At 73.7% G+C, this 24527-nt stretch carries 21 protein-coding genes; 6 read left to right on the top strand and 15 right to left on the bottom strand.

Annotation, left to right across the window (positions count from 1 at the left end; translation table 11 throughout):
- Positions 1-2: 2 nt before the first annotated feature.
- Positions 3-1061, bottom strand: a complete 1059-nt coding sequence (locus E1300_RS00410) for a suppressor of fused domain protein (RefSeq protein WP_131754814.1) — start codon at positions 1059-1061, stop codon at positions 3-5.
- A gap of 278 nt (positions 1062-1339) precedes the next feature.
- Here E1300_RS00410 and murA point away from each other — a divergent pair, with 278 nt between their 5' ends.
- Together murA and E1300_RS00400 are read left to right on the top strand one after the other, a co-directional pair.
- Positions 1340-2626, top strand: a complete 1287-nt coding sequence (murA, locus tag E1300_RS00405; protein ID WP_131754914.1) for a UDP-N-acetylglucosamine 1-carboxyvinyltransferase — start codon at positions 1340-1342, stop codon at positions 2624-2626.
- An 871-nt stretch (positions 2627-3497) separates the two neighbouring features.
- A complete protein-coding gene (locus E1300_RS00400; protein WP_165502619.1) occupies positions 3498-4763 on the top strand; it encodes a GTP cyclohydrolase IIa in 1266 nt (421 codons plus the stop codon).
- A gap of 120 nt (positions 4764-4883) precedes the next feature.
- Here the strand turns inward: E1300_RS00400 and hisC are convergent, their stop codons facing one another.
- The 6 genes from hisC to E1300_RS00370 form a co-directional block, all read right to left on the bottom strand.
- Complete coding sequence (gene hisC, locus E1300_RS00395) at positions 4884-5963, bottom strand: histidinol-phosphate transaminase (RefSeq protein WP_131754812.1); 1080 nt, start codon at positions 5961-5963, stop codon at positions 4884-4886.
- Positions 5964-6036: 73 nt separating this feature from the next.
- Positions 6037-6327 (bottom strand): DUF6401 family natural product biosynthesis protein, encoded by a 291-nt coding sequence (locus E1300_RS00390; RefSeq protein WP_131754811.1) that lies wholly within the window; start codon positions 6325-6327, stop codon positions 6037-6039.
- An 88-nt stretch (positions 6328-6415) separates the two neighbouring features.
- Positions 6416-7090: an NUDIX hydrolase gene (locus E1300_RS00385; RefSeq protein WP_131754810.1), complete on the bottom strand. Its 675-nt coding sequence runs from the start codon at positions 7088-7090 to the stop codon at positions 6416-6418.
- Positions 7091-7236: 146 nt separating this feature from the next.
- Entirely contained in the window at positions 7237-8598 is a 1362-nt protein-coding gene (locus tag E1300_RS00380) for a flotillin family protein (protein ID WP_131754809.1), read from the bottom strand.
- A gap of 110 nt (positions 8599-8708) precedes the next feature.
- Positions 8709-8891, bottom strand: a complete 183-nt coding sequence (locus tag E1300_RS00375; protein ID WP_131754808.1) for an NfeD C-terminal domain-containing protein — start codon at positions 8889-8891, stop codon at positions 8709-8711.
- A gap of 148 nt (positions 8892-9039) precedes the next feature.
- Positions 9040-9744, bottom strand: coding sequence for a hypothetical protein (locus E1300_RS00370; RefSeq protein WP_131754807.1), 705 nt, complete (start codon positions 9742-9744; stop codon positions 9040-9042).
- Positions 9745-9928: 184 nt separating this feature from the next.
- On the opposite strand from E1300_RS00370, the gene E1300_RS00365 reads away from it, so the two are divergent.
- Entirely contained in the window at positions 9929-10522 is a 594-nt protein-coding gene (locus E1300_RS00365; protein WP_131754806.1) for a hypothetical protein, read from the top strand.
- 45 nt (positions 10523-10567) lie between these two features.
- Here E1300_RS00365 and E1300_RS00360 read toward each other — a convergent pair whose 3' ends face one another.
- Positions 10568-11245, bottom strand: a complete 678-nt coding sequence (locus E1300_RS00360; protein ID WP_131754805.1) for a lysophospholipid acyltransferase family protein — start codon at positions 11243-11245, stop codon at positions 10568-10570.
- Positions 11246-11754: 509 nt separating this feature from the next.
- Here E1300_RS00360 and E1300_RS00355 point away from each other — a divergent pair.
- Positions 11755-12105: an STAS domain-containing protein gene (locus E1300_RS00355; RefSeq protein WP_131754804.1), complete on the top strand. Its 351-nt coding sequence runs from the start codon at positions 11755-11757 to the stop codon at positions 12103-12105.
- An 87-nt stretch (positions 12106-12192) separates the two neighbouring features.
- Here the strand turns inward: E1300_RS00355 and E1300_RS00350 are convergent, their stop codons facing one another.
- From E1300_RS00350 to E1300_RS00320, 7 genes are all read right to left on the bottom strand, one after another.
- A complete protein-coding gene (locus tag E1300_RS00350) occupies positions 12193-13014 on the bottom strand; it encodes a glutamate ABC transporter substrate-binding protein (protein ID WP_131754803.1) in 822 nt (273 codons plus the stop codon).
- 73 nt (positions 13015-13087) lie between these two features.
- Entirely contained in the window at positions 13088-14554 is a 1467-nt protein-coding gene (locus E1300_RS00345) for a GlnX family signal transduction membrane protein (protein WP_242618858.1), read from the bottom strand.
- Between the two features lie 83 nt (positions 14555-14637).
- On the bottom strand, positions 14638-15504 hold the full coding sequence (locus tag E1300_RS00340) for an FHA domain-containing protein (RefSeq protein WP_131754802.1): 867 nt from the start codon (positions 15502-15504) through the stop codon (positions 14638-14640).
- Positions 15505-15508: 4 nt separating this feature from the next.
- Entirely contained in the window at positions 15509-16840 is a 1332-nt protein-coding gene (locus E1300_RS00335; RefSeq protein WP_131754801.1) for a VWA domain-containing protein, read from the bottom strand.
- On the bottom strand, positions 16837-18003 hold the full coding sequence (locus E1300_RS00330) for a PP2C family protein-serine/threonine phosphatase (RefSeq protein ID WP_242618857.1): 1167 nt from the start codon (positions 18001-18003) through the stop codon (positions 16837-16839). The genes E1300_RS00335 and E1300_RS00330 overlap by 4 nt, the downstream gene beginning before the upstream one ends.
- A 2-nt stretch (positions 18004-18005) precedes the next feature.
- Positions 18006-20162, bottom strand: coding sequence for a serine/threonine-protein kinase (locus E1300_RS00325; protein WP_442316416.1), 2157 nt, complete (start codon positions 20160-20162; stop codon positions 18006-18008).
- A 329-nt stretch (positions 20163-20491) separates the two neighbouring features.
- Positions 20492-21706 (bottom strand): hypothetical protein, encoded by a 1215-nt coding sequence (locus E1300_RS00320; protein ID WP_131754800.1) that lies wholly within the window; start codon positions 21704-21706, stop codon positions 20492-20494.
- Positions 21707-22083: 377 nt separating this feature from the next.
- Between E1300_RS00320 and E1300_RS00315 the strand changes: the two genes are divergently transcribed.
- Positions 22084-23514: a hemolysin family protein gene (locus tag E1300_RS00315; RefSeq protein WP_131754799.1), complete on the top strand. Its 1431-nt coding sequence runs from the start codon at positions 22084-22086 to the stop codon at positions 23512-23514.
- The gene (locus E1300_RS00310; RefSeq protein ID WP_131754798.1) at positions 23502-24518 is read left to right on the top strand and encodes a hemolysin family protein; all 1017 of its coding nucleotides are present in this window, start codon (positions 23502-23504) and stop codon (positions 24516-24518) included. Before E1300_RS00315 ends, E1300_RS00310 begins: the two co-directional genes overlap by 13 nt.
- Positions 24519-24527: the final 9 nt, after the last annotated feature.

Here is a 24527-nt window from a genome sequence, read left to right as displayed (position 1 = left end):
CGTCAGCCGACGACCTCGCCCGTCTTCTCGCCGTAGCCGTCGCGCAGCGCGGTCGGGACGATCCCCACGGTCAGGCCGGGCAGCGACGGGACGTCCGCCGTGCCCGCCGTGGGACGCATCGCGGCGGTCAGGTCGTCCAGCGCGGCGGACGGCACGCCCACGTCGAGGTTCCCCTCATCCGTCTCCTCGACCGAGAACGCGTCCGCGGGATGGAACGTCAGCACGCGGTCCTCGCTCTGGAGGACGAGCGGGCGGTCAAACGGGAGGCGGCCCCGGAGCGCCTGGGCGATCGCGGGAGCCTGCAAAGCGCCGAGGCGCAGCGTCACGGTACCGGCACCGCCCGGTCCGCCGTCCAGGTCCCAGTCCACGGTCGAGACGAACAGGAGGCCGCTGTTCGACCCGTCCCGCTCGATGCCCTCCCGGACGGTCCGCGCCAGCTCCGGATCGGCCAGCAGCGACCGGCGGCCGACGTCGGTGACGAACAGCGGCAGGTGCGGGGCCAGCGCGTCCAGGAACGCCGCCGCGTTCCACTGCCGCACGGCCTCGTACTCCTCCGTCGCCAGCCCGACGACCTGGAGGAACTCCACTCGCCCGTGCGGGGTGGAGATCTCGCCGAGCTCCGGGTCGCGGACGAACGCCACCGCGCGGATCTCCGAGTCCTCGCGCTCCGCCTCGATCGGCCCGTTGACGTTCATGTGGTGGCCCGGCTCGAACCAGTTGCCCGAGGTGAACACGTACCGGGCGAGGTTCTGGAGCAGGTTCACCGCCCAGACCGGCGGCGTCTCCGCGGCCGGATCGCGGACGAGCCGGAACGTGAACTCGAAGCCCCAGCCCGACTCGTCAGGGTTCTCGGACTCCTTCGAGTACAGCTCCGACATGCCGTACGAGACGAAGTGCCAGTGCGGCACCGGCTCGGTGCGGGGGTAGACGCTGACCCCGTCGAGCGGGTCCGGACCGCCGAGCGCCCACTTGATCACGGTGCCGATGTGGTACGGCTCCGCATCGCCGTAGAGGGGCCGCAGGGCGTCGTCGATGGCGTCCCAGCCGGGCGACTCGTCCATGAAGATCACCCTAGTGCCCGGCCGGGCGCGGACAGGTCCGGTCCCGGTTTTTCCGCCCCGATTGCGAACTCGCGGGGACCCCGGGGTATCTAAACGATCAGACGGACACCGGCGCGGCCGGACCGGACGCCCCACTGGCGGCTCGGTGGTTTACTTGGGTCGCGTCGGCGCAGTGGGGGGACACCGTTCGGCGCGCTCGGCCCTTGGATCCGCCGTCGTCCCGCATGATCCGGTAGGCACCGTAACGCACACCCGAGAAGGAGTAAGGCGGCATGAGCATGGGCCACGAGGTTCGCTACCGCGTGCGCGGCGGCCGGCAGCTGCACGGCACCGTATTCATCCAGGGCGCGAAGAACGCGGTCCTGCCGATGATCGGCGCGTCGCTGATGGCCTCCACGGGCCGCACCGTCCTGCGCAACGTCCCGATCATCGAGGACGTGCGGCGGGCGGTGGAGCTCGCGCGCGCTGTCGGGGCCCGCGCCGAGCTGCACGAGACCGAGCGCACGCTGGTCATCGACGCCTCCTCGCTCGACAGCCCGGTGCTGCCGGCCGACATCGCGTCCCGGTTCCGCGGCTCGTTCCTGTTCGTCCCGGCGCTGCTGCACCGGCTCGGCGAGGCCGTGATCGAGGGCGTCGGCGGCTGCAACCTCGGCAGCCGCAACCTCGACTTCCACTACAACGGCTTCAAGCGGATGGGCGCCACGGTCACCGAGCACGTGGCCGACAACGGCGACGGCATCATCCACATCAAGGCCGGCGACCTGCGCGGCGGCACGCTGTACTGCGACACCCCCTCGCACACCGGCACCGAGAACCTGATCATGGCCGCGGCGCTCGCGCACGGCACCACGCTGATCAAGAATGCGGCGCTGGAGCCCGAGGTCCTCGACAACATCGCGATCCTCCAGGCCATGGGCGCCAAGATCAGCGGCGGCGGCACCGGGTTCATCACGGTCGAGGGCGTGGACGAGCTGACCGCCGTCGAGCACACCGTGATGCCCGACCGCATCGACGCCGGCGTCTTCGTGATGGCCGCCGCGATCACCGGCGGCGACCTGAACCTCGTCGGCGCGACGCTGGAGCACCTCGGCGTCGCCGCCGACAAGCTGGAGCAGATGGGTGTCGAGTTCCACCAGCAGGGCGCGGTGCTCCAGGTCCGCCGCGACCGCACGCTCCGCCCGATCAACGTCATCACCGACGAGTACCCGGGCTTCGCCACCGACCTCCAGTCGCCGATCATGGCGCTGTCCTGCCTGGCCGACGGCCCGTCCTACATCTACGAGCGGATCTTCGACGGCCGGTTCAAGCTGGCCGACGAGCTGCGCAAGATGGGCGCCGACATCGACGTGGACGGCAACCGCGCCAAGGTCAACGGGCCGCGGGGGCTGCGCGGCGCCGAGGTCGAGGCGCACGACCTGCGCTGCGGCAGCGCGCTGGTGCTCGCCGGCCTCGCCGCCGAGGGCGAGACGACGATCACCTCCGCCTACTACCTCGACCGCGGGCACGCCCACACCGCCGAGCGGCTCTCGCAGCTCGGCGCCGAGATCGTCCGCGAGGCCGACTAGCCCCGACCAGGTGGTCACTTGCGGTGCGGGAAACGGCCGCAAGTGGCCTGCCGCCGGACGGGCAGGCGCGGCCCGGCGCCGGGCCCCCGCGGGCGGGACCTGACCCACTTCCGAGTTGCCCCTGACGGGGCTTGTAACGCGGGACCGCGACTTTCGCTCAGCACCGCGTTACAAGGCAACTACGCATGGCTGAGCGGTAACGCTTCCCTGTCTCCGATGCCGAGGCGCTGACCTGGGAGGTAGTGTCTGGAACGGTCCCGTCGGACCGGACCGTAACGCGGTAGAAATTCACCGCTGCGGACGGTCACGGCCTCTCGAACGGATCACTCGTCTTTCCGGTCGCCCGGGCGTCGACACGGTCGAGTTTCGGCCCGGGCATGAACCGAACGCACGCCGCAGGGGCCTCTCCAGTGCGCAACAGCGCCAGGGGAGGCCCCTCGCGGTGTTTTCGGGTCTTGTTTTTCAACTTCGGACGACCGAAGATGCAGGATCAAGGCTGGCCGAATGGTGACAAATTACTGACTAGGGGGTCGCGTAGGTTACTTTTTCGCCGCACTCTTGATTCGATTTCGCGTCTGGGCGTCACACTTCGTCGCCCTGACCCGATCTGGCCAAGAGAAGATGCCCTCTTCCGCTTCAGGGTGGTGGGCGGGGGCTAGGGAACGCGAATCGCACGGGAACTGCGGTGCTGGGTCAGAAGGCAGGGGCGACAAGCCATGAGTCAACCGTTGGGCGGAGCGTGCGCGAACGCATGGCCGGGGCCGGGCCCCCGCCGAGAGGATGGACCGGAAGCGAGCGATCATCGATGACGGCCGCACGAACGGGGTCGGTGACACCCGACCTCACGATCGGCGTTGTGGGCCCCCATGACCTGGTGGAGCGGGTCATGCTGATGGGCCACGGCCCGACGCCGGTGCCCAGCCGGCTGGTGGCCGCGGCGTACCGGGACGAACAGGAGGCGGCCGACAAGGTCGTCCGGCTGGGATCGGGCGTGGACGTGTGCCTGTTCGCCAGCCCGGTCCCGTACGACTTCGCCCGGAAGGCGGGCGTGCTCACGATGCCCGCCACGTACGTCCCGCTGAACGGCGCCGCCCTCCAGGGCGCCCTGCTGCGGGCGTCCCTCGACGAGCGCTTCGACCCGTCCCGGGTGAGCATCGACGTGCTCGGCCGCGCGGAGGTCGAGGAGGCGTACGCCGAGATCAACCTGGGCACCGAGCAGGTGCACCTGCGCGAGGAGGCGGCCGGGCCGGGGACGCTCGCCGCCTTCCACGAGCGGCTGTGGCGGCGGGGCGCGACGACGGTCGCGATGACCTGCGTGCACGCCACCGCGGAGCGCATGGAGATGGCGGGCGTGCCGACCCTGCGCGTCCGGCCGACCGGCGCCGCGATCCGCAGCTCCCTCCAGACCGCGGCGCTGCTGGGCGCCCACCACCGGCTGGAGGAGTCGCAGCTCGTCGTCGTGCTGGTGGACGTGCCGACGCTCCGCGAGACGCCGCGCCGGGTGACCCCGCGGTACTGGCGCGACGAGCTGAAGCTGGCGCTGCACCGGGTGCTGCTCCAGGAGGCGCACCGGATGAACGCCTCGGTGTGGCCGCTCGACGACCACAGCTACCTGGTCATCGCCACGCGCGGCTCGGTCACCGCGTCCACCGAGGGCTTCCGGACGCCGCCGTTCGTCGAGCGGGTCCGCGAGGAGCTCGGCCTCGCCATCGAGGTCGGCATCGGGATGGGCCGCACGGCGCACGAGGCGGAGAACCACGCCCGCGCCGCGCTCGCCCGCTCGCAGAGCTCGCAGCGCGCGCAGGGCTTCGCGCTCGACCGGGACGGCCGGGCGCTCGTGCCCGCCCCGCGGACGCCGCCGCGCACGCAGCCGCAGGCCAAGCCCAAGGGGCTGGAGATCCTCGCGCGGCTGGCCGACAAGCTCGGCGACCAGGAGCAGCCGCTGATCGTGGACGCGGAGAACGCGGGCAAGATGCTGGGCGTCACCCCCCGCACGGCGCGCCGGCTCCTGCGCACCCTCGTCGAGGAAGGGCTGGCCTGGCCGCTGCCGCCGAACCGGACGCCGCAGCCCGGCCGCCCCCGCCAGCTCTACCGGCTGATCGTCGAGAAGCTCGGCCCGAAGGCCGGCGCGAGCTGAACCACGCACGCGGCTGACATGCGCCGCCCCCGGACACCGTGCCGGTCCGGGGGCGCGTGCGTTTCCCGGCGCCGTGCCATGCCATACCGGGCCGCGTGCGCTCGCCGCCGGCCGCGGCGGTCAGCCGCCGTGGGGGAAGGAGTGGGCGACGGCCAGGAAGGCGTCGTTCTCCTCCGGCGACCCGATCGAGACGCGGGCGCCCTCACCGGCGAACGGGCGGACGCTCACCCCCTGCGCGTCGCACGCCTCGGAGAACTCCGTCGTCCGGTCGCCGAGACGCAGCCAGACGAAGTTCGCCTCGGTGGGCGGCACCGTCCAGCCGTCGGCGAGCAGGGCGTCGCGGACGCGCTCGCGCTCCTTCACCGTGTCCTCGACCCGGGCCAGCAGCTCGCCGGTCGCGGCCAGCGACGCGACGCCGGCGGCCTGCGCGACGGAGTTCACGCTGAACGGCAGGAACGTCTTGCGGATCGCCCCGGCCACCAGCGGGTGCGCGACCAGGTACCCGATGCGCAGCCCGGCGAGCCCGTAGGCCTTGGAGAACGTCCTCAGCACGGCGAGGTTCGGGCGGTCGCCGTACATCGCCAGCCCGTCCGGGACCTCGTCGTCGCGGACGTACTCGCGGTACGCCTCGTCCAGCACGACCAGGCAGTCCGCGGGGACGCGGTCGAGGAACCGCTCGATCTCCGCGCGGCGGACGACGGTGCCCGTCGGGTTGTTCGGGTTGCAGACGAACACCAGCCGGGTGTGCTCGGTGATCGCGTCGGCCATCGCCGCGAGGTCGTGCGTCTCGTCCCGCAGCGGCACCTGCACGGCGCTCGCCCCGGACAGCGCCACCAGCAGCGGGTACGCCTCGAACGACCGCCACGCGTACACGATCTCGGCGCCGGGCTCGGCGACCGCCTCCAGGAGCATCTGCGAGACCCCGACGGAGCCGCAGCCCACCGCGACGTGGTCGGTGGGGACGCCGCAGTGCGAGGCGATGGCCTCGATCAGCGCGGTGGCGTTGTTGTCGGGGTAGCGGTTGACGTTCGCCGCCGCCTCGCCGATCGCGTCCAGCACCGAGGGCAGCGGGCCGTGCGGCGACTCGTTGGACGACAGCTTGAACGAGCGGCCCTCGGGCGACACCACGACCTTGCCGGGCTTGTAGGCGACGAACCGGTCGAGGACGGAGCGGAAGCGCGGGGTGGTGACGTCGGACACCGTTGTCCTCCAGAGAGCAGGGGTGGTGGGCACCAGCCTACGGACCGCCGCGCGGCGGGCGAAGGGGGCCCGGCTACCGTGCGGCCGACTCCCGCAGCATCCAGCAGACCGCGACGATCCGGACGAACTCCCAGTCGCGGGTGCTGCCGGGCCACCAGCCGCGGTTGAACGCCTCCTCGGCGAAGACCCGGAGGTAGCCCATGAGCTCGTCCTCGCCGGGACGCTCGCCGAGCTCGTCGCGCAGCCCGGCCACGTGCTGGTCGACGGCGGCGGCGAGCCCCGGGGAGCCGGCCATCTCCGCGACCCCGGCCTCGCCGATGTCGCGGACGAGCAGTCCGAGCACTTCGGACGAGTCACCGTTCATAGGGTGCAAACATAGCGAACGGCACCCCGTGCTCGGTCCATCGCCCCAGGTCAGGGCCGATAGCGGTCAGCTCCGCGCCCTGTCCGGCTCATGTCCGGGGGCGCAGCATCGGCGGGCGGAGCTGCTCGGCGTCGCCGCGCGAGTAGAGCCGCGCCGGGCGCCCGCCGTCGCGGGTCGTCGTCCGGTCGGTGGGGACGAGGAAGCGGTCGGCGCCGGTGACCTTCCGGTGGAAGTTCCGCGGGTCGAGGCTCGTGCCCCAGACGATCTCGTAGACGCGGCGCAGCTCGGCGACGGTGAACTCGGGCGGGCAGAACGCGGCGGCCAGCGAGGTGTACTCCAGCTTGGCCCGCGCCCGCTCGACGCCGTCGCACAGGATCCGCCGGTGGTCGAAGGCGGCCTGGTCGCGGTGGATGAGGTCGTCCACGGCCGTCCACAGGACCTGGGCCCGGCTGGAGGCGGGCAGGTCGGGCGCGAGCCCCAGGTAGGCGACGCTCACCACGCGCTGGCGGGGGTCGCGGTCGGGGTAGCCGTAGGTGGCGAGCTGCTCCAGGTGGATGCGGACGTCCGCGAGCCCGGCCCGCTCGGCCATCAGCCGGGACGCGGCGACGGGCAGGTCCTCGTCGAGCTGGATGAATCCGCCGGGCAGCGACCACGCGCCGTCGTAGGGCGCCCGGTCGCGCCGCCACATCAGCGCGCACAGCCGCTGCTCCCGCACGGTGAGCACGACGAGGTCGACGGTAACGGCGAGCCGCGGGACGGACATGCCTCGAACTTAGCGGTCGCGGCCCACTCGTAGGGCCCGGACGGCGCTCCGCACGCCGAGATCACAGGAGCCCGGCCGGGACGTCCCGGCCGGGCCTCGTTCCGCCGGGGCCGGAGCCCCCGCACGGTGCCGCTCTTCCTGTGTCCTCAGTTGTCCTTGGGCGCCTCGACGGGAGCCGCGGGGACGGGCGACGCCTCGGGCGCGCCGCCGCTCCGTCCGTTCTGCCCGTTCTGGCCGTTGGCGCCGTTCATGCCGGCGAGGAGCTGGCGGGCGACGCCGAGACCGGTGCCGCCGAGGGTGAGCGCCTTGGCGAGCATGTCCTCGACGCCCTCGGCGCCGTTGAGCACGACCATGTTGTCGACGTTGCCGAACACGCCCGCGCCGGCCTCGACGATCTGCGGCCACTGCTCGGCGAGCTGCTGGGCGATGACCGCGTCGGTGTTGTGCGCGAGCGCGTCCCCGCGGGCCTTGATCGCCTCGGCCTCGGCGAGGCCCTTCTGGCGGGTCGCCTGGGCCTGCGCCTCACCGAGGATGCGGGTGGCCTCCGCCTCCCGCTGCGCCCGGAGCTGGACCTCGGTCGCCGCGGCCTGGGCGTGCGCGATGCGCTCCTCCCGCTCGGCCTCGGCCAGCGTGACCTGCTCGTACGCGCGGGCGTCGGCGGGCTTGCGGATCTCGCTCTCCAGCCGCTTCTCGGTGCGCTCGGCCTCCAGCTCGGCGTTGCGGGTCTCCTTGAGGATGACCTCCTGGCGGGCCTGCTGCGCCGCCTGCTGGACCTGGCCCTCGTACTCGGCCTTCTTGATCTCGGTGTCCCGGATCACGGCCGCGTTCTGCCGCTCGGCCTCCTGCTCGGCGACGGTGGCCTCCTGGTTGCGGGCCGCCTCGGCGATGCGGGCCTTCGCGGCCACGGCGGCGGCGTCCGGGCGGCCGAGCGCCTCGATGTAGCCGGAGTCGTCCTCGATCTCCTGGATCTGGAGCGAGTCCACGACCAGGCCGAGCTTGCTCATCTCGTCGGCGGAGGAGGTGCGGACCTGGTTGGTCAGCTCCTCCCGGTTGTGGATCAGGTCCTCGATCGTGAGGTGCCCGATGATCGACCGGAGGTGGCCCGCGAACAGCTGGTGGGTCTTGTCGTCCATCAGCTTCTGCTGGTCGAGGAAGCGCCGGGCGGCGTTGGCGATGGAGACGAAGTCGTCCCCGACCTTGTAGATCACCACCCCGCGGACGTGGACCTTGATGCCCTGCCGGGTGACGCAGGTGACCACGAGGTCGGAGGCGCGGGTGTCCAGCGAGAGGCGCCGGCAGGTCTGGAAGCCGGGCAGCACCGAGGTGCCCTTGCCCGTAACGATCTTGAAGCCGAGGCTCTCGGCGGTGTCGCGGTTGTGGGCCCTCGCCCCCAGACCGGAGATGATGAGCGCCTCGTTCGGCTCGGCCACCCGCCAGACCAGCTTGAACAGCACGATGAGCACGATGACGGCGGCGACGGCGGCGACGGCCACGACGACCACGGGCATCCGATCCTCCTTCCCCCTCGGCGCCGGGCCCCGGGGGGAGGTCCGCGCGCGTTTCCCAATAGACGCGGGGGCGGCCCGGACGGTTCGCCTGAAAGAGGATCAGCCGGTCGTCACCGGGCGAGGGCCGGGGCGACGTAGACGGTGCGGGGCGGGTGGTACTCGACCACCACGATGATCGTCCCGACGCCGATCTCGTCGCGCGGATCGACCGGATGCGCGTAGAACGCCTCGACCCCGCCGCGGACGGGGACCATGACCTCCCCGACCAGCCCGGGACCGATCCGGCCGGTCACCCGGCCCTCCTTGCCGATCAAGCGCACCCCCACTGGCCGCATGGTTCGGTCGGCGCCGCGACCGTCGCGGGCCGCGCGCCCGCGCGGCGCGTCCGCCCGCGTAGTCGAACGGTATCCGCTGGACGGCACCGGCCGCGAGAGCGTTCCGCTAGCGCAGTACGCGGTCGGCCTGCGCGAGCGACAGCCGGGCGATCCGCTCGGCCTCCTGGCGGGTGGCGTCGGGTCCGAACACGCTGATCGTCGCGAGGAAGTGGCGGCCCTTGACGACCACGTACCAGGTCCGGGTGGACGCGCGGCCGGTGATCGTCGTGACGCCGACCGTGCGGGAGCCGTCGCCGATGTCGCCCGCCGGCGACTCGGCGACCCGGTGCTCGGACCACTGGTTGCCGACCCCGGTGCGGAAGGTCAGGCAGCCCGCGGGCACCCGCGCGGTCACCTGCTTCTCCGCGTCGGTGTCGCTCATCCCCATCAGCGTCTCGGTGACGGTCTGGCCGTCCCGCTTGGCGAAGGTGGTGAGCGCCGCGGGGACGCCGGGGTCGACGTCCCCGACGAGCCCGCCCGCCCCGCCGCTCTGGCAGCGCGGCTTGTCGACCTTCACCTGCCGCCGGAGCTGCCCGAGGTCCTGGAAGGCCTTCAGCGAGCCGTACTCGCCGGAGTCGGGCTCGCCCGCGCGCTGGTAGCCGGGCGACTCGACGAGCAGCGCCTGCTTCAGCTGGTCGGAGGTGTAGCCGGTGCCGGCGAGGACGGCCCCGGCGGTGCCGCGGACCTGCTCGGCGTGCTCGCCGCCCCCGCCGCAGGCCGACACGGCCGCCAGCGTCGCGAGGAGCGTGATCGGGAGGAGCCTGTGGGCCATGCCGGCGACCTTACGGCGCAGACCGTGCAAGTCACCGCAGACGACACGCCCTCGGGACGATCCGGAGCCGGAAAGCGGGCCGTGCCGTGCCGCGTCCGTGAACGGTCCTTTGCCCGCGGCCGGGTAGATCGCCCGGAAAGGGGCCCCGCCGGACGGCCTCGCGACCGTTCTCGGGGGATGGACGATGGTGCGCAGCCTGCTCGTGGTGCCCGCCCTGCTGCTGGCGATGACGATGCTGACGTCCTGCGGAGGCGACGACGGCAGGACACCGAGCAGCGGGATCGGCGCGCCGGTGACGCCCGCCGGGCAGAGCGCCGCCGCGTCCGCGCCGAGCGGCTCCGCCTCGGGCGCCGCGGCCTGCCCGACCGAGCAGACGAAGAAGTTCGCGAAGACGCGGTTCGCGGCGGACGCGGGCCTGTCGTTCGGCGCCTTCCACCGCTACATCTGGAAGCCGTACCAGGCGGGCGACTTCCAGCAGGGCGCGGACGGCCGCAAGACGGCGCTGGTGAAGGCGGCCGCCGCGGGCGCGTTCGCGGCGAACCGGCTGAACGCGGCCCGCAAGCTCATCAACGCCGACCCGAAGCTGTGCAAGGCGCTGAAGCAGCCCGCCGACGCCGTCTGGTCGAGGCTGACCGCGCTGGCCAAGAAGCTGAAGTCGGGGCAGGTCGACCCAGGCGAGCTGGGGTCGCTGTCCGGCGCGATCGACGGGCTGAAGTCGACCGCGAAGGACCAGACCGGCACCGACATCAAGGAGAAGAGCCCGAACCTCGGCGGCTGAGCGCGCCCGGCGGCCCGGTCCGCCGGGGCGCCGCGTGACCGGCGGTCAGGGCTGCTGCTGGTCGGCGCGCTCGTTATAGGCGGCGGCGTACTCCTGGCCCGACATCTTCTGGATGGTCTCGACGATCTCGTCCGTGATGGCGCGGCGTGCCTTGGCGGGCGGCAGGTCGCGGTAGTGCGAGAAGTCCATCGGCGGGCCGATCCGCACGGTCGGGCGGGGCCCGAAGACGCGCGGGAACGACGCGCCGATCGGCTGGATCTTCTCGGTGCCCTCCAGGGCGACCGGCAGGACCCGCGCGCCCGACGTCAGCACGAGCCAGCCCACGCCGGTGCGGCCGCGGTAGAGCCGCCCGTCCGGGGAGCGGGTGCCCTCGGGGTAGACGGCGAACGCGCCGCTGTTCTCCAGGATCTCTACGGCCTGCTCCAGCGCGCCCATCGCGGCGCGCCGCGCCCCGCGCCGGACCGGCACGTGCCCGAGGTTGGTGAGGAACCAGCGGACGAAGCCCTTCTTCAGGCCGCCGCCCTCGAAGTAGTCCGCCTTGGCGATGTAGGTGATCGGGCGGGGGACCGCCAGCGGGATGATGAAGCTGTCGATGAAGGACAGGTGGTTGCTGGCCACGATGAGCGGCCCGTAGCCCGGCACGTTGTCGCCGCCCACCACCCGGGGGCGGAAAAGCAGCCAGAGGATCGGACGCACCACGCGCGTCATGAACGTGTAGAACACCCAGCCTCCCGAATTTCGGCACCGCCACTCTAACCTCTGCGCCGATCCGGGCTCCGGTCACCACCTCCCTTTCTCACCGCCGGGCCGGTCATGAATGGCCTCCGTGCAGGTCACGGCCTACCCCGGGAGATTTTGCCCGGTCAAGAACCGGGCGTCTGGACTTCCGTCTCATTCGGCGTCGCGACGGAGCCGCCGACCATTCTTACTGTGAAGTAAGTTTCTCTCCAGTAGGTTATTGCGGCGGTTTCCGGGCGTTCGGCGCGGGACACGGCCGCAGGACGGCCCGGAGCACGACCGGAGCACGGCCCCCGGGACGGCCCGCCGTCGGCCGCTCGGCGACGCCGGGCCACCGACCGGTCCCCGCGCGCGGCGTTACGGTCCGGGGCGGGCGTGGGCGACCCGGTCCCTTTCCCTGGAAATGCTTGGAATGCGGGCGCGGCTGGGCGATCCTGAGGAGTCACCCAGGACGGGCCCGTAGCGCCCGCTCGCGTCAGGGCACGAGGCGGCTCATGGACTTCGACATCAACCTGATGCACGACGACCGCTGCACACTCGTGCGGGTGCAGGGCGACATCGACGTCGTGTCCCGCGCCCGCTTCGAGGAGACGCTCTTCGAGGTCGCGGGCACCGCCCGCATCATGATCGTGGACATGCGGCAGGTCACCTTCTGCGACTCCACCGGCCTCAACGCCATCGTCGCCGCGAACCGCCGCGCCGTGCAGCACGGCGCCCACGTCGCACTGATCGCGCTCCCGCCGCGCGTCGAGCGCGTCTTCCGCATCACCGGGATCGACAAGTTCGTCCCGATCTACGGCACCTTCCGCGAGGCCCTCGGCGCCCTGCCCTCGGCCACTTCCTGACGGGAACGGCACCGCCCGCCGCACGATCGCGACACGGTGTCCGCAATTGGCCACTCTCAGTGACGATCATGGATGCCGGAGCCGCGTTCAGGAGCAGCCCTCGAACTGCGGGACGCTCGTCGTCAGCTTGAGCCCCGACTTGCCGAACCACTTGTCCAGCAGGCGCGCCGCCGTCCCGTCCTGGTACATGCGGGTGATCGCCCGGTTGACGAGCTCGCAGCCCTCCAGGTCGCCCTTCTTCAGGCCGACGCCGTACTTCTCGTCCGTGAACGGCGCGTTGACGATGCGGACGCCGCGGCCCGCGGCGAACCCGGCCAGGATCAGGTCGTCGGTGGAGACGGCGTCGAGCTTTCCCGCGGCCAGGTCGTCCATGCAGGCGCCGTAGGTGGGTGCGGTGACCGGCCGCGCCGCGATCCTCCGCTCCTCGACGACGCGCCGCCAGGAGTTCGACCCGGTCACCTCACAGATACGCTTGCCCTTCAGGTCCCGGACGTTCCCGATGGACGTGGCGTCGGCGCGGACCAGCGTGTCCTGGTGGGCGACGTAGTACGGGCCGCCGAACGTGACCTGCGTCTTGCGCTTCGCCGTGATCGAGTACGTCGCGAAGATCATGTCGACCGCGCCGGACGCCAGCGCCGACTCGCGGACCGAGGAGTTCGTCGTGCGGAACCGCACCCGGTCCCGCGGGACCCCGAGCCGGCCCGCGACATAGAGCGCCACGTCGACGTCGAAGCCCTCGTAGGTGCCGCCGCGCTTGAACCCGAGCATCGGCTGGTCCTCCTTGACCCCGATGACCAGGGAGTGCTTGCGGGCCACGGTGTGCGGCTCCGAGCCGTCCAGCCCGCAGGCGGACGTCCCGGCGAGGACGGTCAGGACGCCCACGGCGGCGGCGGTGCGGGTCGCGCGCATGGCGTGCTCCTCCGGGTCGGGCTGCTGGTCGGGCGGCTGGTCGGGCGGCTGGTCGGGCGGCTGGTCGGGCGGGTCAGCGGAACTCGGCGAGCCGGGGCCGGACCCCGGCGAGCACGAGCAGGGCGATGGCCGCGGCGGCGATCGGCGGCAGCGCGGACCAGCCCCGCAGCCCGCCGTCCGCGTCGTCGATGGCCTGGTCGAAGACGTCCTGGTGGACGCCGGTCAGCCCGCGCAGGGCCGCGTCGTAGGCGTCGAAGTCGCGGAGCGCGCTGGACGACTTGCCCATGCGCAGGTCGACGGCCCCGGGCCGGTCGTTCCCGGCCGCGAGCGCGCGCATGCGGCGGTCGTTGTCGAGGACGGTCCGGTACGAGCGGAGCGTCCGGACGAGGGCGTCGGCCTCCGGTCCGCCGCGCCCGATCCCGCGCGCCTCGTCGCCGAAGAAGCCGAGGAAGCGGACCGGCCCACCGGGCGTGTACGCGCCGACCTGCTCGTCCAGGCCCGTGTAGTAGTTCTCCAGCACGACGGGCCTGGTGCCGAGATCGGGGTAGAGGACGGACAGCGACTTGTCGAGGTACGTCTGCTCGTAGGTGTCGGCGCGGCCCGGGTCGAGCAGGTAGCGGCTCTCGTCGGCGAACGCGCTGTGGCTGATCGCGCGGGCCCGCGACAGCGCGAGGATCGAGTCGAAGCCGTCCTGCTTGGCGGTCCGGATGTGCCCGGCCTGCGCCGTCAGCAGGCCGGTGCCGACGGCGGCGAGCACGGCCGCCGCGACCGTGGCGAGCACCATCGCCGGGTTGAGCACGCGGCGGAACGTCCGGGCGAGGTAGACCTGCGCGGCGATCATGAGCAGCAGGACGAGCGCGCCGGTCACCGCGACCCACGCCCGGCCGGACAGCACCGCCGACCGCTTCGTCTCGTACGCCTGCCGGACGTTCGCGCCGCTGTCGAGCGTGATGTTGTACGCCTTGGGCAGCAGTTCGAGCCGCATGAGGTCGGTCGCCTGCCGGTAGGCGTCGACGACCTGCCCCGGCAGCCGTCCCGCCGGGTGGTCGGCCTGCTGGTCGAGTAGCAGGGCCCGCCCGACGAGCTCCTCGTACCGGCCGAGGCCCTGCAGGACCTGCTGGACGGTCGTCCGCAGGTCGGCGTCCCGGCTGGCGAGCTGCGCGGCCTGCACCGCCGCCGCGCCCGCCTCCGCGCGGCGCCGCTCGTAGACCCGCAGCGTCGCGTCGTAGCCGATGCCGAGGTCGTGGTCGCGCCCCATCAGCAGGATGTTGGAGACCTGCGCGTCCATGTCGCTGAGCGCGAAGTACAGTGTGCCGGTGGCGACGACCTGCGGTCCGGCGTCGTGGCCGATCGTCTGGACGGAGTCGCGCGCGTTGCCGACGGCCACGGTGAGGACGGTGAGCAGCACCGCCAGGGCGGCGAGGATCGCGGCCGTGTAAGCGCGGATGCGCCCCGGGATGGTGTGGATCCAGCGTCCCCGGACGAACGTCGCCAACCGGCCCTCCCGCCGTTCGGCGACGTTCCCGGATATCCCGGTCACCAGGGGTGCGGACTGGTCCGCACCCGGCTGCGCGGGCTTCGCGGACGGGCGGGTCGCGGGCGCAAGCTGTCCCGGAGGCGGAGTCATCGCGGTCCCTCCCGCCCGGGACCGGACGTCCCCGTCCCGCCCGGCGGTTCGCGCAGCGTGATCGTGAGGGTGGTCCAGGCGCCCACGTGGACGCGGTCCCCGTCCCGCAGCGGCACCGGGACGTTCACCGCGATCGGCTCGGTGCCGCCGTTCACGGTCGTCCCGTTGGTGGAACCGGGATCGACCAGCACCCACGTCCCGTCCGGCTGGGCGAGGAGGACGGCGTGCAGGTGCGAGACGCCCGGGTCCTCCGGGGGCACGCTGAGGTCGATCTCGGGCAGGATGGCGCGGGACGTGCTGCGCCGTCCGATCCGCACCTGGTCGCCCACCAGCGGCAACCGGCGGTCCGGGCAGTACGGGGGGAAGGCGAGCGACGCCGAGTCGGGGCCTTCCTGCGCGATCACCGAGTTGTAGTAGTCGCGGTCCGCGCTGATGAGCACCGACCAGCCCGGCGGAGCCTCGGCTCCACTCGGCGGATCGGCGCCCCGCGGAGGCGGAACCCGCGATGCGTCCTCCACCGCGCGGGCAGGGCGCTCCCCCGCGCGGGCCCCGGCCGCTCGCGCCATCTCCGCCGCGCGGGCCGTGGACAGGGCGGTCGTCCGGGCGGCACCAGCCTCGAAGTCGTGACCGTCCACCTCGCAGAACCGTCCGGACCGTGGCGTACCGCAGCTCGGGCAGACCTCCGGCGCTCCCGCCTCTCCCGCTCCGCCGCGTGACGAAGCCGCCGAGGACCCGGACGGGGACGCCGCCGGACCCCGGCCCGCCTCGGAGAACTCGGCGCGCGGCGCGCCCCCCATGAGCGTGCCGCACACGTCGCAGTAGTCGTCGGCGGCGGACGCGTGCCCGCTCGGGCATACCGGCATGGCCTCAGCTCCCGGCCTCGTTCGGGGGCTCCTCGCCCTGGCGTGTCCGCACCGTCCGCACGGACCGGGTCTCCAGCGACATCTCGTCGGCCTTGGACACGTCCCGCTTCAGCCGGACGGTGCCCGACTCCGCGTCCACGACGTCGACGACCCGGTCCAGGAGCCCGGCGATCTCCTCGTTCCCGACCCGCTTGGCCAGCACCACGGCCCGCCCCAGCCGGGCGGTGGCGGTGTCCTCGTCGCCCTCGCGCCGGGCCTCCATGCCCTCGTTGATGGCCTGGGCGAGCTCCGCCTGCCCGGTGTGGTGCGCCACGCGCATGTTGATCCTCGTCGACTTCGCCTCGTCGTCCGTCCACTCCGCGAGGACGTTCCCGGTGGCCAGGACCCGCTCGGCCTCCCCGCCCCGCGCGGGAGCGATCACCTTCACCCAGGCGGCGCGCATCTGCCGCCCGACGTCGCCCGGCGGGACCGTCACGGACAGGTGGTACTCGCGCTGCTCCGTACCCCAGGCGCCGAGCGGGTAGTCGCCGAGCCGCGTCCCCGCCTCCGACCGGCGGCCGGTGAGGTCCTCCACCGTGGGCGCCATCTGCTTCATCAGCCCGACCTCGGCGTTCTGCGGCGTCCAGACGCGCAGGACCACGTCCGCGATCTCCTTGCCCATCGCGTCCCGCGCCATCGCGAGGAAGTCGGCCTCCAGATCGCGCGGGTCGGGCACGTCGAGGAAGCCGCCCAGCAGCGCCGAGGTGATCTTGCGGAGCTCGGCGACGTTCCAGTCGGTGCCGACGCCCCGCGCGTCGCAGACGAACGCGCCCGCGCACTGCCGGAGCGCCGACTCCAGCTCCTCGTCGGACTCGTGCTGGTTCTTCCCGTCGGTCAGCAGGATGGCGTGCCGGACGGCGTCGCCGTGCCCCGCGAACAGCCGGTCGGCCAGCCGGAGCCACGACCCGATCGCCGTCCCGCCCGCCGCGTCCAGCCGCTGGACGGCGCCCGCCGCGTCCCGCCGGGTCTTCTCGCCCGCCCGCACCAGCCGCTCCTGCTGCGGGTACACCATCCGCGGCTGGTTCGCGCCGGCGACCACGGCGAAGTGCACGCCGTCGCGCAGCACGCCGACCGCCGCCTTCGCCGCCCGCTTCGCCGCGGCCATCTTGCCGCTGTAGGACATCGACCCCGAGGTGTCGATGATGATGATCTCGGCCGCCTCGCCGCGCGGGGTGCCCGGCCGGGCGCCCGCGGACGCGCGCGCCTCGACGGAGATGATCGCGTGCATCTCGGTGCCGTCCGCCGGGAGGTACGGGTTCTGGTCGACTCTGATGGTGAACTCGGGAAGGTCGGTCATGGTCCGGGCTCCCTGAATTCGGTGAGGCTGGGTTCGGTTCCGCCGGTGGACGCGCCGTCGGGGCCGTGCGGCGGGAACGGGATGGCCGCCACCGTGACGTTGTCGTGCCCGCCCGCGTCGAGCGCCGCCCGCACCAGGCGCCGGGCCACGGCGAGCGGATCGGCGAACGGGTCCGCGCCGACGTCCATGTCCGGATCCGGGCCTGCGGGCGTGTTCGTGCCGGTTCGTGCGACGGCCGCGATGGCCGACGCGTCCGGCAGGTCGTTCCAGAACCCGTCGCTACAGATCAGGACGAGCCCGGGTCCGCCGGGCCGGAACGCCGTGACGTGCGGGTCGAGCAGGCCCGCGCCGGTGCCCAGCCAGGCCGTCAGCAGGTGCGCCCGCCGGTCGGCCCAGGCGTCCGCCGCGCTCATCGTCCCCCGCGCGATCATCCGGACGGCCCACGAGTCGTCCCGTGTCAGCAGCCGGGACCCGCCTTCCGGCCCCGCGAGCCAGTAGGCCCGGCTGTCGCCGATCCAGCCGACCGTGACACCGCCGTCCTGGACGATCGCCGACACGAACGTGCAGGCGGGACGGCCGCGCGGGTCACCCGGCGCGCCGCTGCCCGGCAGCGACGCCACGGCCTCGCCCGCCAGGACCGCGGCGGTCCGCATCGCGAGATGGGGGCTCATCCCGGCGGCGAGCCGTCCGGCGAGGACGCGCGCGGCGGTCCCGGCGGCGAGCCACGCCGCCTCCTCGGACCCGGGAGCCGTCGCCACGCCGTCGCACACGACCCCGCACACCGCCTGCGGGAGTGCCACGAGGGCGAACGCGTCCTCGTTGCGGGCGCGGCGCGAGCCGACGTCCGTCACGGCGGCGGCGGACGGCGGACCGGCGTCCCCCTTCAGCTCGGCCTCCAGATGCTCCCGGCCTGACGGCTGCCGCAGGCCGCATTGGTCGCAGTACCCGTCGGCGCCGACGGCTCCCGCACCGCAGTCGGCGCAGCGTCCGGGCCCGGCCTCCGGCCTCGGGACGGCGATGCGGCACGCGTGCGGATGGCCGCAGCGCTCGCAGAACCGGTCCGTCCCTTCGTAGGGCTCGCCGCAGGACGCGCAGGCCCCGCCGCGCGCCTCCCCTAATGCCTTCCGACCGGCGTCCGTGCCGGGCTTCATGTCGGCGTCCATGATCAGAACAGGGTCCTCGGACGGACCGCGTTCGCGCGCCTCACCATCGCGTGCCGCTGCTCCTGCCCGCCCGCGAGCTTGGCGAGGACCCGGTACTTCCCCTCAAGCTCCCCCCTCAGGGCCTGCTCCCGCAACGGCACGCCGAGGACCCGCCGGTCGGAGCGCCGGGCGGCGCCGCGGTCGGCGCGCAGCCAGTCCAGCGCCGCCTCCAGGACCTCCGCCGCGAACGCCGCGTACCGCTCGGTGTCGAGCCGCAGCGACTGGAGCCGCCGCCCCGCCTCGACGAGGACGGCCGCGTCCAGCTCGCCGGGGCGGCGCCCGCGCACGGCCGTCGCGACCGCCGCGAGCTGCGCGGCTTGGTAGTGGCTGGAGATGCGGGGGACCGAGTCGAGCACCCGCTCGGCCGCCGCGCGGTCGCGGGCGTCCAGCCGGCAGCGGGCCAGCCCGAACGCGGCGCTGACGTGCGTGGGATCGGTGCGCCACACCGTCTCGTAGAAGCGCTCGGCACCGGCCGCGTCGCCCCGGCACTCGTTGCAGAAGGCCAGCGCGAGCTTCGGCGCCTGCTCCCCCGGCATCAGGTCGTACAGGTCGGTGAACACGGCCGCCGCCTCGGCGCACCGGCCCCCCGCGAGGGCGCGGGCACCCCGGTACCAGTCGACGCGCCAGTCGTCGGGACGGTCTGCGCCGAGCTCGTCGAGGAGCTTGCCCGCACCGTCCAGGTCGCCCAGCTCGATCCGCACCCGCGCCAGCGCGAGCCGCACCTCGCGGGACGGGACGGGCGCCGCGTCCAGCGCGGAGGCGAGGTCGCCGGGGTCGCGGGCGGTGAGGCCCGCGAGGAACCCCGCCGCCGGATCCGTCCCCGACACGAGCGGGACGGGCAGCGCCGCGGCGGCCGCCGCCGAGGAGAGCGGCGCGAGGACGGGCACGACCCGCCCGCCCGCACCGGCCCCGCTCGCCTGGGTACCGGCCGCGGTGGCGAGCTTCGCACTGGACCCGTTCGCGCGGGCCTTACCGCCACGGGATCCGTTCGCGCGGGCCGCAATCGGGCGGGCGTCGCCGAGGCTCCCGATGCCGAGGATCTCCGTGCCGGCGGCGTACTGCTCCGGCCCGAACAGCGCCGACGGCGCCGGCCGGGGCCGCCCGTCCTCGGCGGACAGCACCTCGCGGAGCACGCCGGTGAGCTGCTCGGCCATCTCGGCGGCGCTCTGGAACCGGCGGGCGGGGTCGGGGTGCGTGGCCCGGCGCAGCAGCCGGTGGTAGGACTCGTGCCGCTGGAACAGCGGCACCTCCTCGCGCGGCGGCAGGCTGCGCAGGTGCCGTCCCGTGTAGCCGCGGAACGGGAAGCTCAGCACCGCGAGCGTCCGCCCCACCGTGTACAGGTCGGAGGTGACGGACGGCCCGGCCGAGCCGATCTCGGGCGCCTGGTAGCCGGGCGTCCCGAAGATCGGGCTGTCGGCGTCGAACACCCGCCGGACCCCGCCGAGGTCGATCAGCTTCAGCTGCTCCTCGGACTGGATCGCGTTGTCCGGCTTGAAGTCGCAGTACAGCAGGCCCACGCCGTGCAGGTAGCCGAGCGCGCTCAGCACCTCCAGCCCGTACGCGATCACCTGGCCGAGGGGGAGCGCGGCCTGCTCGCCCTCGGCCTCGCGGCGGCTGAGCAGGATCTCCTTGAGCGACCGGCCGCCGACGTACTCCATCACGATGTAGCCGGAGCCGCCGTGCCGCACGAAGTTGTAGATCTTGACGATGTTGGGGTGCTCGACCTCGGCGAGGAACGCGCGCTCGGCGGTCGCGGCGGCGAGCGAGTCGGCGTCGCCCGAGTCGAGCATGCCCTTGAGGACGACCCAGCGCTCGCTGACGTTGTGGTCGCGGGCCAGGTACACCCAGCCGAGGCCCCCGTGCGCCAGGCAGCCGAGCACCTCGTACTGCCCGCCGATCATCTCGCCCTTGCGGAGCTTCGGCGTGAACGAGAACGGATGCCCGCAGGTCCGGCAGAACCCCTCCGTGCGGCCCGGGCGCCCGTCGCGTCCCTGGCCGACCTTCTCGCCGCACCGGCTGCAATAGCGCCGGTTCTCCGGCACCTCGGCGACCGCCATGACCGCCGACGCGGGATCGCGGGCCGGGACGGGCGGCACCTCCACCAGCCCGGCGCCGAGCATCCCGCGCCGGGTCGAGCCGCTGGAGCCCGTCCCTCGCGTCCCGCCGCGCGACGCCGTCCGCCCGGTCCCGCCGGAGGGCACCGATCCGTCCCCGGAGCTCCCAGTACCGCTCGATTCGGAGGTGGGTTGCACGGCGGGCGGGGTCGGGGTCGTCCCGACGGAGAGCGGGCCCACGGGGACGGACGAGCCACCGGTCCCCGGCGCGGGGCTCCCCTCGGACGCGGCGGACGGGTCCACCGGCGGCGGCTCCGCGAGCGGCGCCATGCCGCACACGTCGCAGAAGCCGTCGGCGTCGATCTCGCCCGTGCAGCCGTCCTGGGCACATCGGGTCATCGCGGCGTTCCCGTCTCGGTCTCGCACGCCCTGAGCGCACGCTGGTACTCCGCGACCGCCACGGTGCCGCCGCGCAGGTCGCACGGCGCCGTCCACAGCACGTCGCGGGCCTCCCCGTAGAGCCGGGTGAGCGTCTCGTCCTCGGCCAGGCCCAGGCGCGCGGCCTTGGCCCGGTAGGCCTCCAGCCGCCCCCGGAGCTCGCCCCGGCGTTCGAGCAGTCCGGCACTGAGACGCAGGTCGTTGCGCGCCCGTTCCAGCGCGTCGGCGGCGGCCTGTTCCAGCTCGGCGACGCGGCCGGCCATCTCGACCCAGCGGCCCGCCTCCCGCAGCCGCTCCAGCGCGGTGAGCCGGTCGCGCAGCCCCGCGCCGAGGTCGCGGGCCGGCTCCGGCAGCATCGGCGACTCGATCTTCTCCAGCACCGCCGCGTACGTCTCGGCGGCGCGGCGCTCGGTGTCCTCCACCTCCCGGATGAACGCGGCGATCGGCGCGATCTGCTCCTCGTAGCCGTCCCGGAGGCGGGCCACCCCGGCGAGCTCACCGCGCAGCGACGCCAGCACCGACGTGACCCGGTCGAGGCGGGACGTGTCGACCCGGCCGTCCCGGACCAGCGACAGCGGATCGGTGCGGACCAGCCGGCCCAGCGCGGTCAGCTCGCGGCCGAGCCGGTCCAGCTCGGGATGGCGCGTCCCGTCCAGCGCGTGGGCGAGCCGCGCCGTCTCCCGCCAGGTCTCCTCGGCCTCCTCCAGCGGCGGCAGCAGCTCCGTCCACGCCGCGTCGATCGCCGCGATCTCCGCCGCCACGAACTCGAAGGCCTCCGACATCAGGGCGACGGCCTCGTCCAGCGTCACCCGCCGCGCCTGTGGCCCAAGGAGCGTGCGCGACTGGAGCGGGATCTCGCCGTCCGGGACCTCCACCGACGTCCCCGACAGCATCCCGGTCAGCTCGACGAGCGTCGCCGCGTCGGGCCGCGACGACCGCCCCCGCACCTCGGCGGCCTCCTCCAGGACGCGCTGGTAGGCGTCGAACAGCCGCCAGAGCATCGCCAGCCGGTTCTGCGCCGCGTCCCACCGCCGCCACGTCTCCCCGCCGAGCCGCGCCCCCTTCAGCAGCCGGTTGCCGTGGTGGCCGTCGAGCTCCAGCAGCGACGCGGCGATCCGCTCCCGCTCGTCCCGGAGGGTGCCGAGGGCATGGTCGACGCCCTCCCGGCTCATGGGTGCGGCGGCCCCAGCCCCGCTCTCATCCACATCTGCCCCGCGATCGGTCCCGTCGGTCCCCGGTGGCGCCCCCGGCCGGGCGGTCTGGGAGCAGAGACCGCTCCAGGATCGGACGTGCGCTCGCCTCCAAGTGTGATCCGTGACACTGAGCGAGACAAGGGTCTTCCTTCCGCGACACCCCCGCCGCGGCGGGGCGTCGCGCACCGGCCGTCCGTCCGCGGCGCGCCGCGCGACCCAGGTGAGGCGATCATCACGCCGCCGTACCCTGGGCAGCTGGAACCTCGTGGTGTGAGGTGACGTTACGCAAGGTAGGTCGTTCACGAGAGGAGTGGTGAGTCCGCGGTGTCGGACCCCAGTCATAGACCCGGTGCGCCGTGCTGAGCGCGGCCCTGGGAGTGCTCGCGGTGATCCTTCTCACCGCCGCCACCGGATACTTCGTCGCCCAGGAGTTCGCCTACGTCGCCGCGGACCGCCCCACGCTGGAGGCGGCCGCCGACCGCGGCGACACGTCCGCCCGGCGGGCCCTCAAGGTCATCGGCCGGCTGTCGTTCATGCTGTCGGGCGCCCAGCTCGGCATCACGATGACGACCCTGGTCGTCGGCTTCATCGCCAAACCCGCGCTCGCCGAGCTGATCGAGCCGCTGCTCGACCTCGCCGGCATCCCCGCCGGGGCCACCGGCGCGATCGCGCTCGCCACGGGCTTCGTCCTGGCCACGCTGATCCAGATGCTGCTGGGCGAGCTGTTCCCCAAGAACCTCGCGCTCGCGCGCGCCGAGAACCTGGCGCGCGCGCTGGCCGCGTCCACCCTCGTCTACCTGGCCGTCGCCGGGCCGCTGATCCGGCTGTTCGACCGCGCCGCCGAGCGCCTGCTGCGCGCCGTCGGCGTCGAGCCGGTCGAGGAGCTGCACGGCGGCGCCACCCTGGAGGACATCGGCGACATCATCGGCAAGTCGCACAGCTCCGGCCATCTCCCGGCCGACCTGTCCCGCCTGCTGGAGCGCGCCCTGTCCTTCGGCGACCGCACCGCCGACGAGGTCATGGTGCCGCGGCCCCAGGTCAGCACCCTGCCCGGCACCGCGCCCCTCGCCGACCTCGTCGCGCTGATCCGCGAGACCGGGCACAGCGCCTACCCGGTCTACGGCACGGAGGTCGACGACGTGATCGGCGTCGCGGGCGTCCGCGAGGTCGCCGACGACTCCCTCGACCAGTCCATCCCGGTCGCCCGGATCGCCCGGCCCGCCCTCCTCGTCCCCGGCAGCCAGCCCCTCTACGGGGTGATCGAGCGGATGCGCGACTCCGGCGAGGAGTTCGCCTGCGTCGTCGACGAGTACGGCGGCCTCGCCGGCATCCTCACCTTCGAGGACGTCGCCGAGGAGCTCGTCGGCGAGATCGCCGACGAGACCGACGCCCGCGAGGACGCGCCGACGTCCGGCCCGGACGGCTCCTGGCTCGTCGACGCCGGCCTGCGCATCGACGAGGTCGGCCGCCAGACCGGCCTCGGCCTCCCCGAGGGCGACGCCTACGACACCCTCGGCGGCCTCGTCATGGCCGAACTGCGCCGCCTGCCCTGCCCCGGCGACCGCCTCACCGTCGCCCTCGACCCCGCGTCCGGCCGCCCCGGGCACGTGGAACTGGAGGTCGTCAGCGTGGCCCGGCGCGTCGCCGAGAAGATCCGCATCCGCACCACCGCGGCCGCCCCGGCCGACGGCGCCGGCCGCCCGGACCTCTCCGACCCGCCCTGCGCCGTCCCGTCGCCCGCCCCGTCCGACGCCACGTCCTCCCAGGGGGCGACATGGACCCGCTGACCTCGCTGCTCATCACCGTCCTGCTGCTGTTCGGCAACGGGTTCTTCGTCGCCGCCGAGTTCGCGCTCGTCGCCGCGAACCGCTCGCAGCTCGAACGCGCCGCGACCCGCGGCAGCCGGCCCGCCGCAGCCGCCGTCGCCGGGACGCGCGAGCTGTCGCTGATGCTCGCGGGTGCCCAGTTCGGCATCACCATGTGCTCGCTGGGCCTCGCGATCGTCACCGAGCCCGCCTTCGAGCACTTCCTCGAACCGCCCCTGCACGCCCTCGGCGTCCCCGAGGCCGGCTCGAAGGCCGTCGCGCTCGCCGCCGCGCTCGCCGTGATCACGTTCCTGCACATGGTCGTCGGCGAGATGGCGCCGAAGTCCTGGGCGATCGCGCACCCCGAGCGCTCGGCGATCATCCTCGCCCTGCCGTTCCGCGGCTTCGCGAAGGTCTCCCGCCCGATACTGGCCGCGCTGAACACCACGACCAACGGCCTCCTGCGCCTCATCCGCGTCACCCCCAAGGACGAGCTGGACAGCCACACCGACCCGGCCCGGCTCAGCCACCTGCTCGGCGAGTCCCGCCGCCTCGGCCTCATCGGGCGGCACGACCACGAGCTCCTCGGCCGCGCCATCTCCGCGCGGGAGGCCACCGTCGGCCACCTGGTGGTCCCCGCCACGTCCGTCACCACGATCGACGCCGGCGCGACCGCCGCGCAGATCCGCCGGACGGCGACCGCCAGCGGGCACAGCCGCCTGCTCGTCCGCGACCGCGACGGCGCCATGACCGGCATCGTGCACGTCCGCGCCGCGATCACCGAGCCCGACGGGGACCGCCGCGCGGAGGACCTCGCCCACCCGGCGCCCGTCCTCACCGCCGAGGCGACCGTCCTGGACGCCGTCACCCGGATGCGCCGCGCCCGCGCCCAGCTCGCCGTCATCAACGACGACGGCGGCGAGTTCGCGGGCATCGTGACCCTCGACGACCTCCTCGCGGAGCTGCTGGCCACCAACCCGCACTGATCTCGCTCC

It is taken from the genome of Actinomadura fibrosa (assembly GCF_900659615.1).
Classification (GTDB): domain Bacteria; phylum Actinomycetota; class Actinomycetes; order Streptosporangiales; family Streptosporangiaceae; genus Spirillospora; species Spirillospora fibrosa.
This window is presented reverse-complemented; position numbering and strand designations above follow the sequence as displayed.

What these genes read in the sequence shown, in the direction of transcription:
- E1300_RS00325 (WP_442316416.1), bottom strand. Translation starts at nt 20,162, where the DNA reads ATGCTCGGCGCCGGGCTGGTGGAGGTGCCGCCCGTCCCGGCCCGCGAT.
- E1300_RS00340 (WP_131754802.1), bottom strand. Translation starts at nt 15,504, where the DNA reads ATGCCGGTATGCCCGAGCGGGCACGCGTCCGCCGCCGACGACTACTGC.
- E1300_RS00335 (WP_131754801.1), bottom strand. Translation starts at nt 16,840, where the DNA reads ATGACCGACCTTCCCGAGTTCACCATCAGAGTCGACCAGAACCCGTAC.
- E1300_RS00410 (WP_131754814.1), bottom strand. Translation starts at nt 1,061, where the DNA reads ATGGACGAGTCGCCCGGCTGGGACGCCATCGACGACGCCCTGCGGCCC.
- murA (WP_131754914.1), top strand. Translation starts at nt 1,340, where the DNA reads ATGGGCCACGAGGTTCGCTACCGCGTGCGCGGCGGCCGGCAGCTGCAC.
- E1300_RS00330 (WP_242618857.1), bottom strand. Translation starts at nt 18,003, where the DNA reads ATGGACGCCGACATGAAGCCCGGCACGGACGCCGGTCGGAAGGCATTA.
- E1300_RS00310 (WP_131754798.1), top strand. Translation starts at nt 23,502, where the DNA reads ATGGACCCGCTGACCTCGCTGCTCATCACCGTCCTGCTGCTGTTCGGC.
- E1300_RS00320 (WP_131754800.1), bottom strand. Translation starts at nt 21,706, where the DNA reads ATGAGCCGGGAGGGCGTCGACCATGCCCTCGGCACCCTCCGGGACGAG.
- E1300_RS00350 (WP_131754803.1), bottom strand. Translation starts at nt 13,014, where the DNA reads ATGCGCGCGACCCGCACCGCCGCCGCCGTGGGCGTCCTGACCGTCCTC.
- E1300_RS00390 (WP_131754811.1), bottom strand. Translation starts at nt 6,327, where the DNA reads ATGAACGGTGACTCGTCCGAAGTGCTCGGACTGCTCGTCCGCGACATC.
- E1300_RS00370 (WP_131754807.1), bottom strand. Translation starts at nt 9,744, where the DNA reads ATGGCCCACAGGCTCCTCCCGATCACGCTCCTCGCGACGCTGGCGGCC.
- E1300_RS00385 (WP_131754810.1), bottom strand. Translation starts at nt 7,090, where the DNA reads ATGTCCGTCCCGCGGCTCGCCGTTACCGTCGACCTCGTCGTGCTCACC.
- E1300_RS00355 (WP_131754804.1), top strand. Translation starts at nt 11,755, where the DNA reads ATGGACTTCGACATCAACCTGATGCACGACGACCGCTGCACACTCGTG.
- E1300_RS00365 (WP_131754806.1), top strand. Translation starts at nt 9,929, where the DNA reads ATGGTGCGCAGCCTGCTCGTGGTGCCCGCCCTGCTGCTGGCGATGACG.
- E1300_RS00380 (WP_131754809.1), bottom strand. Translation starts at nt 8,598, where the DNA reads ATGCCCGTGGTCGTCGTGGCCGTCGCCGCCGTCGCCGCCGTCATCGTG.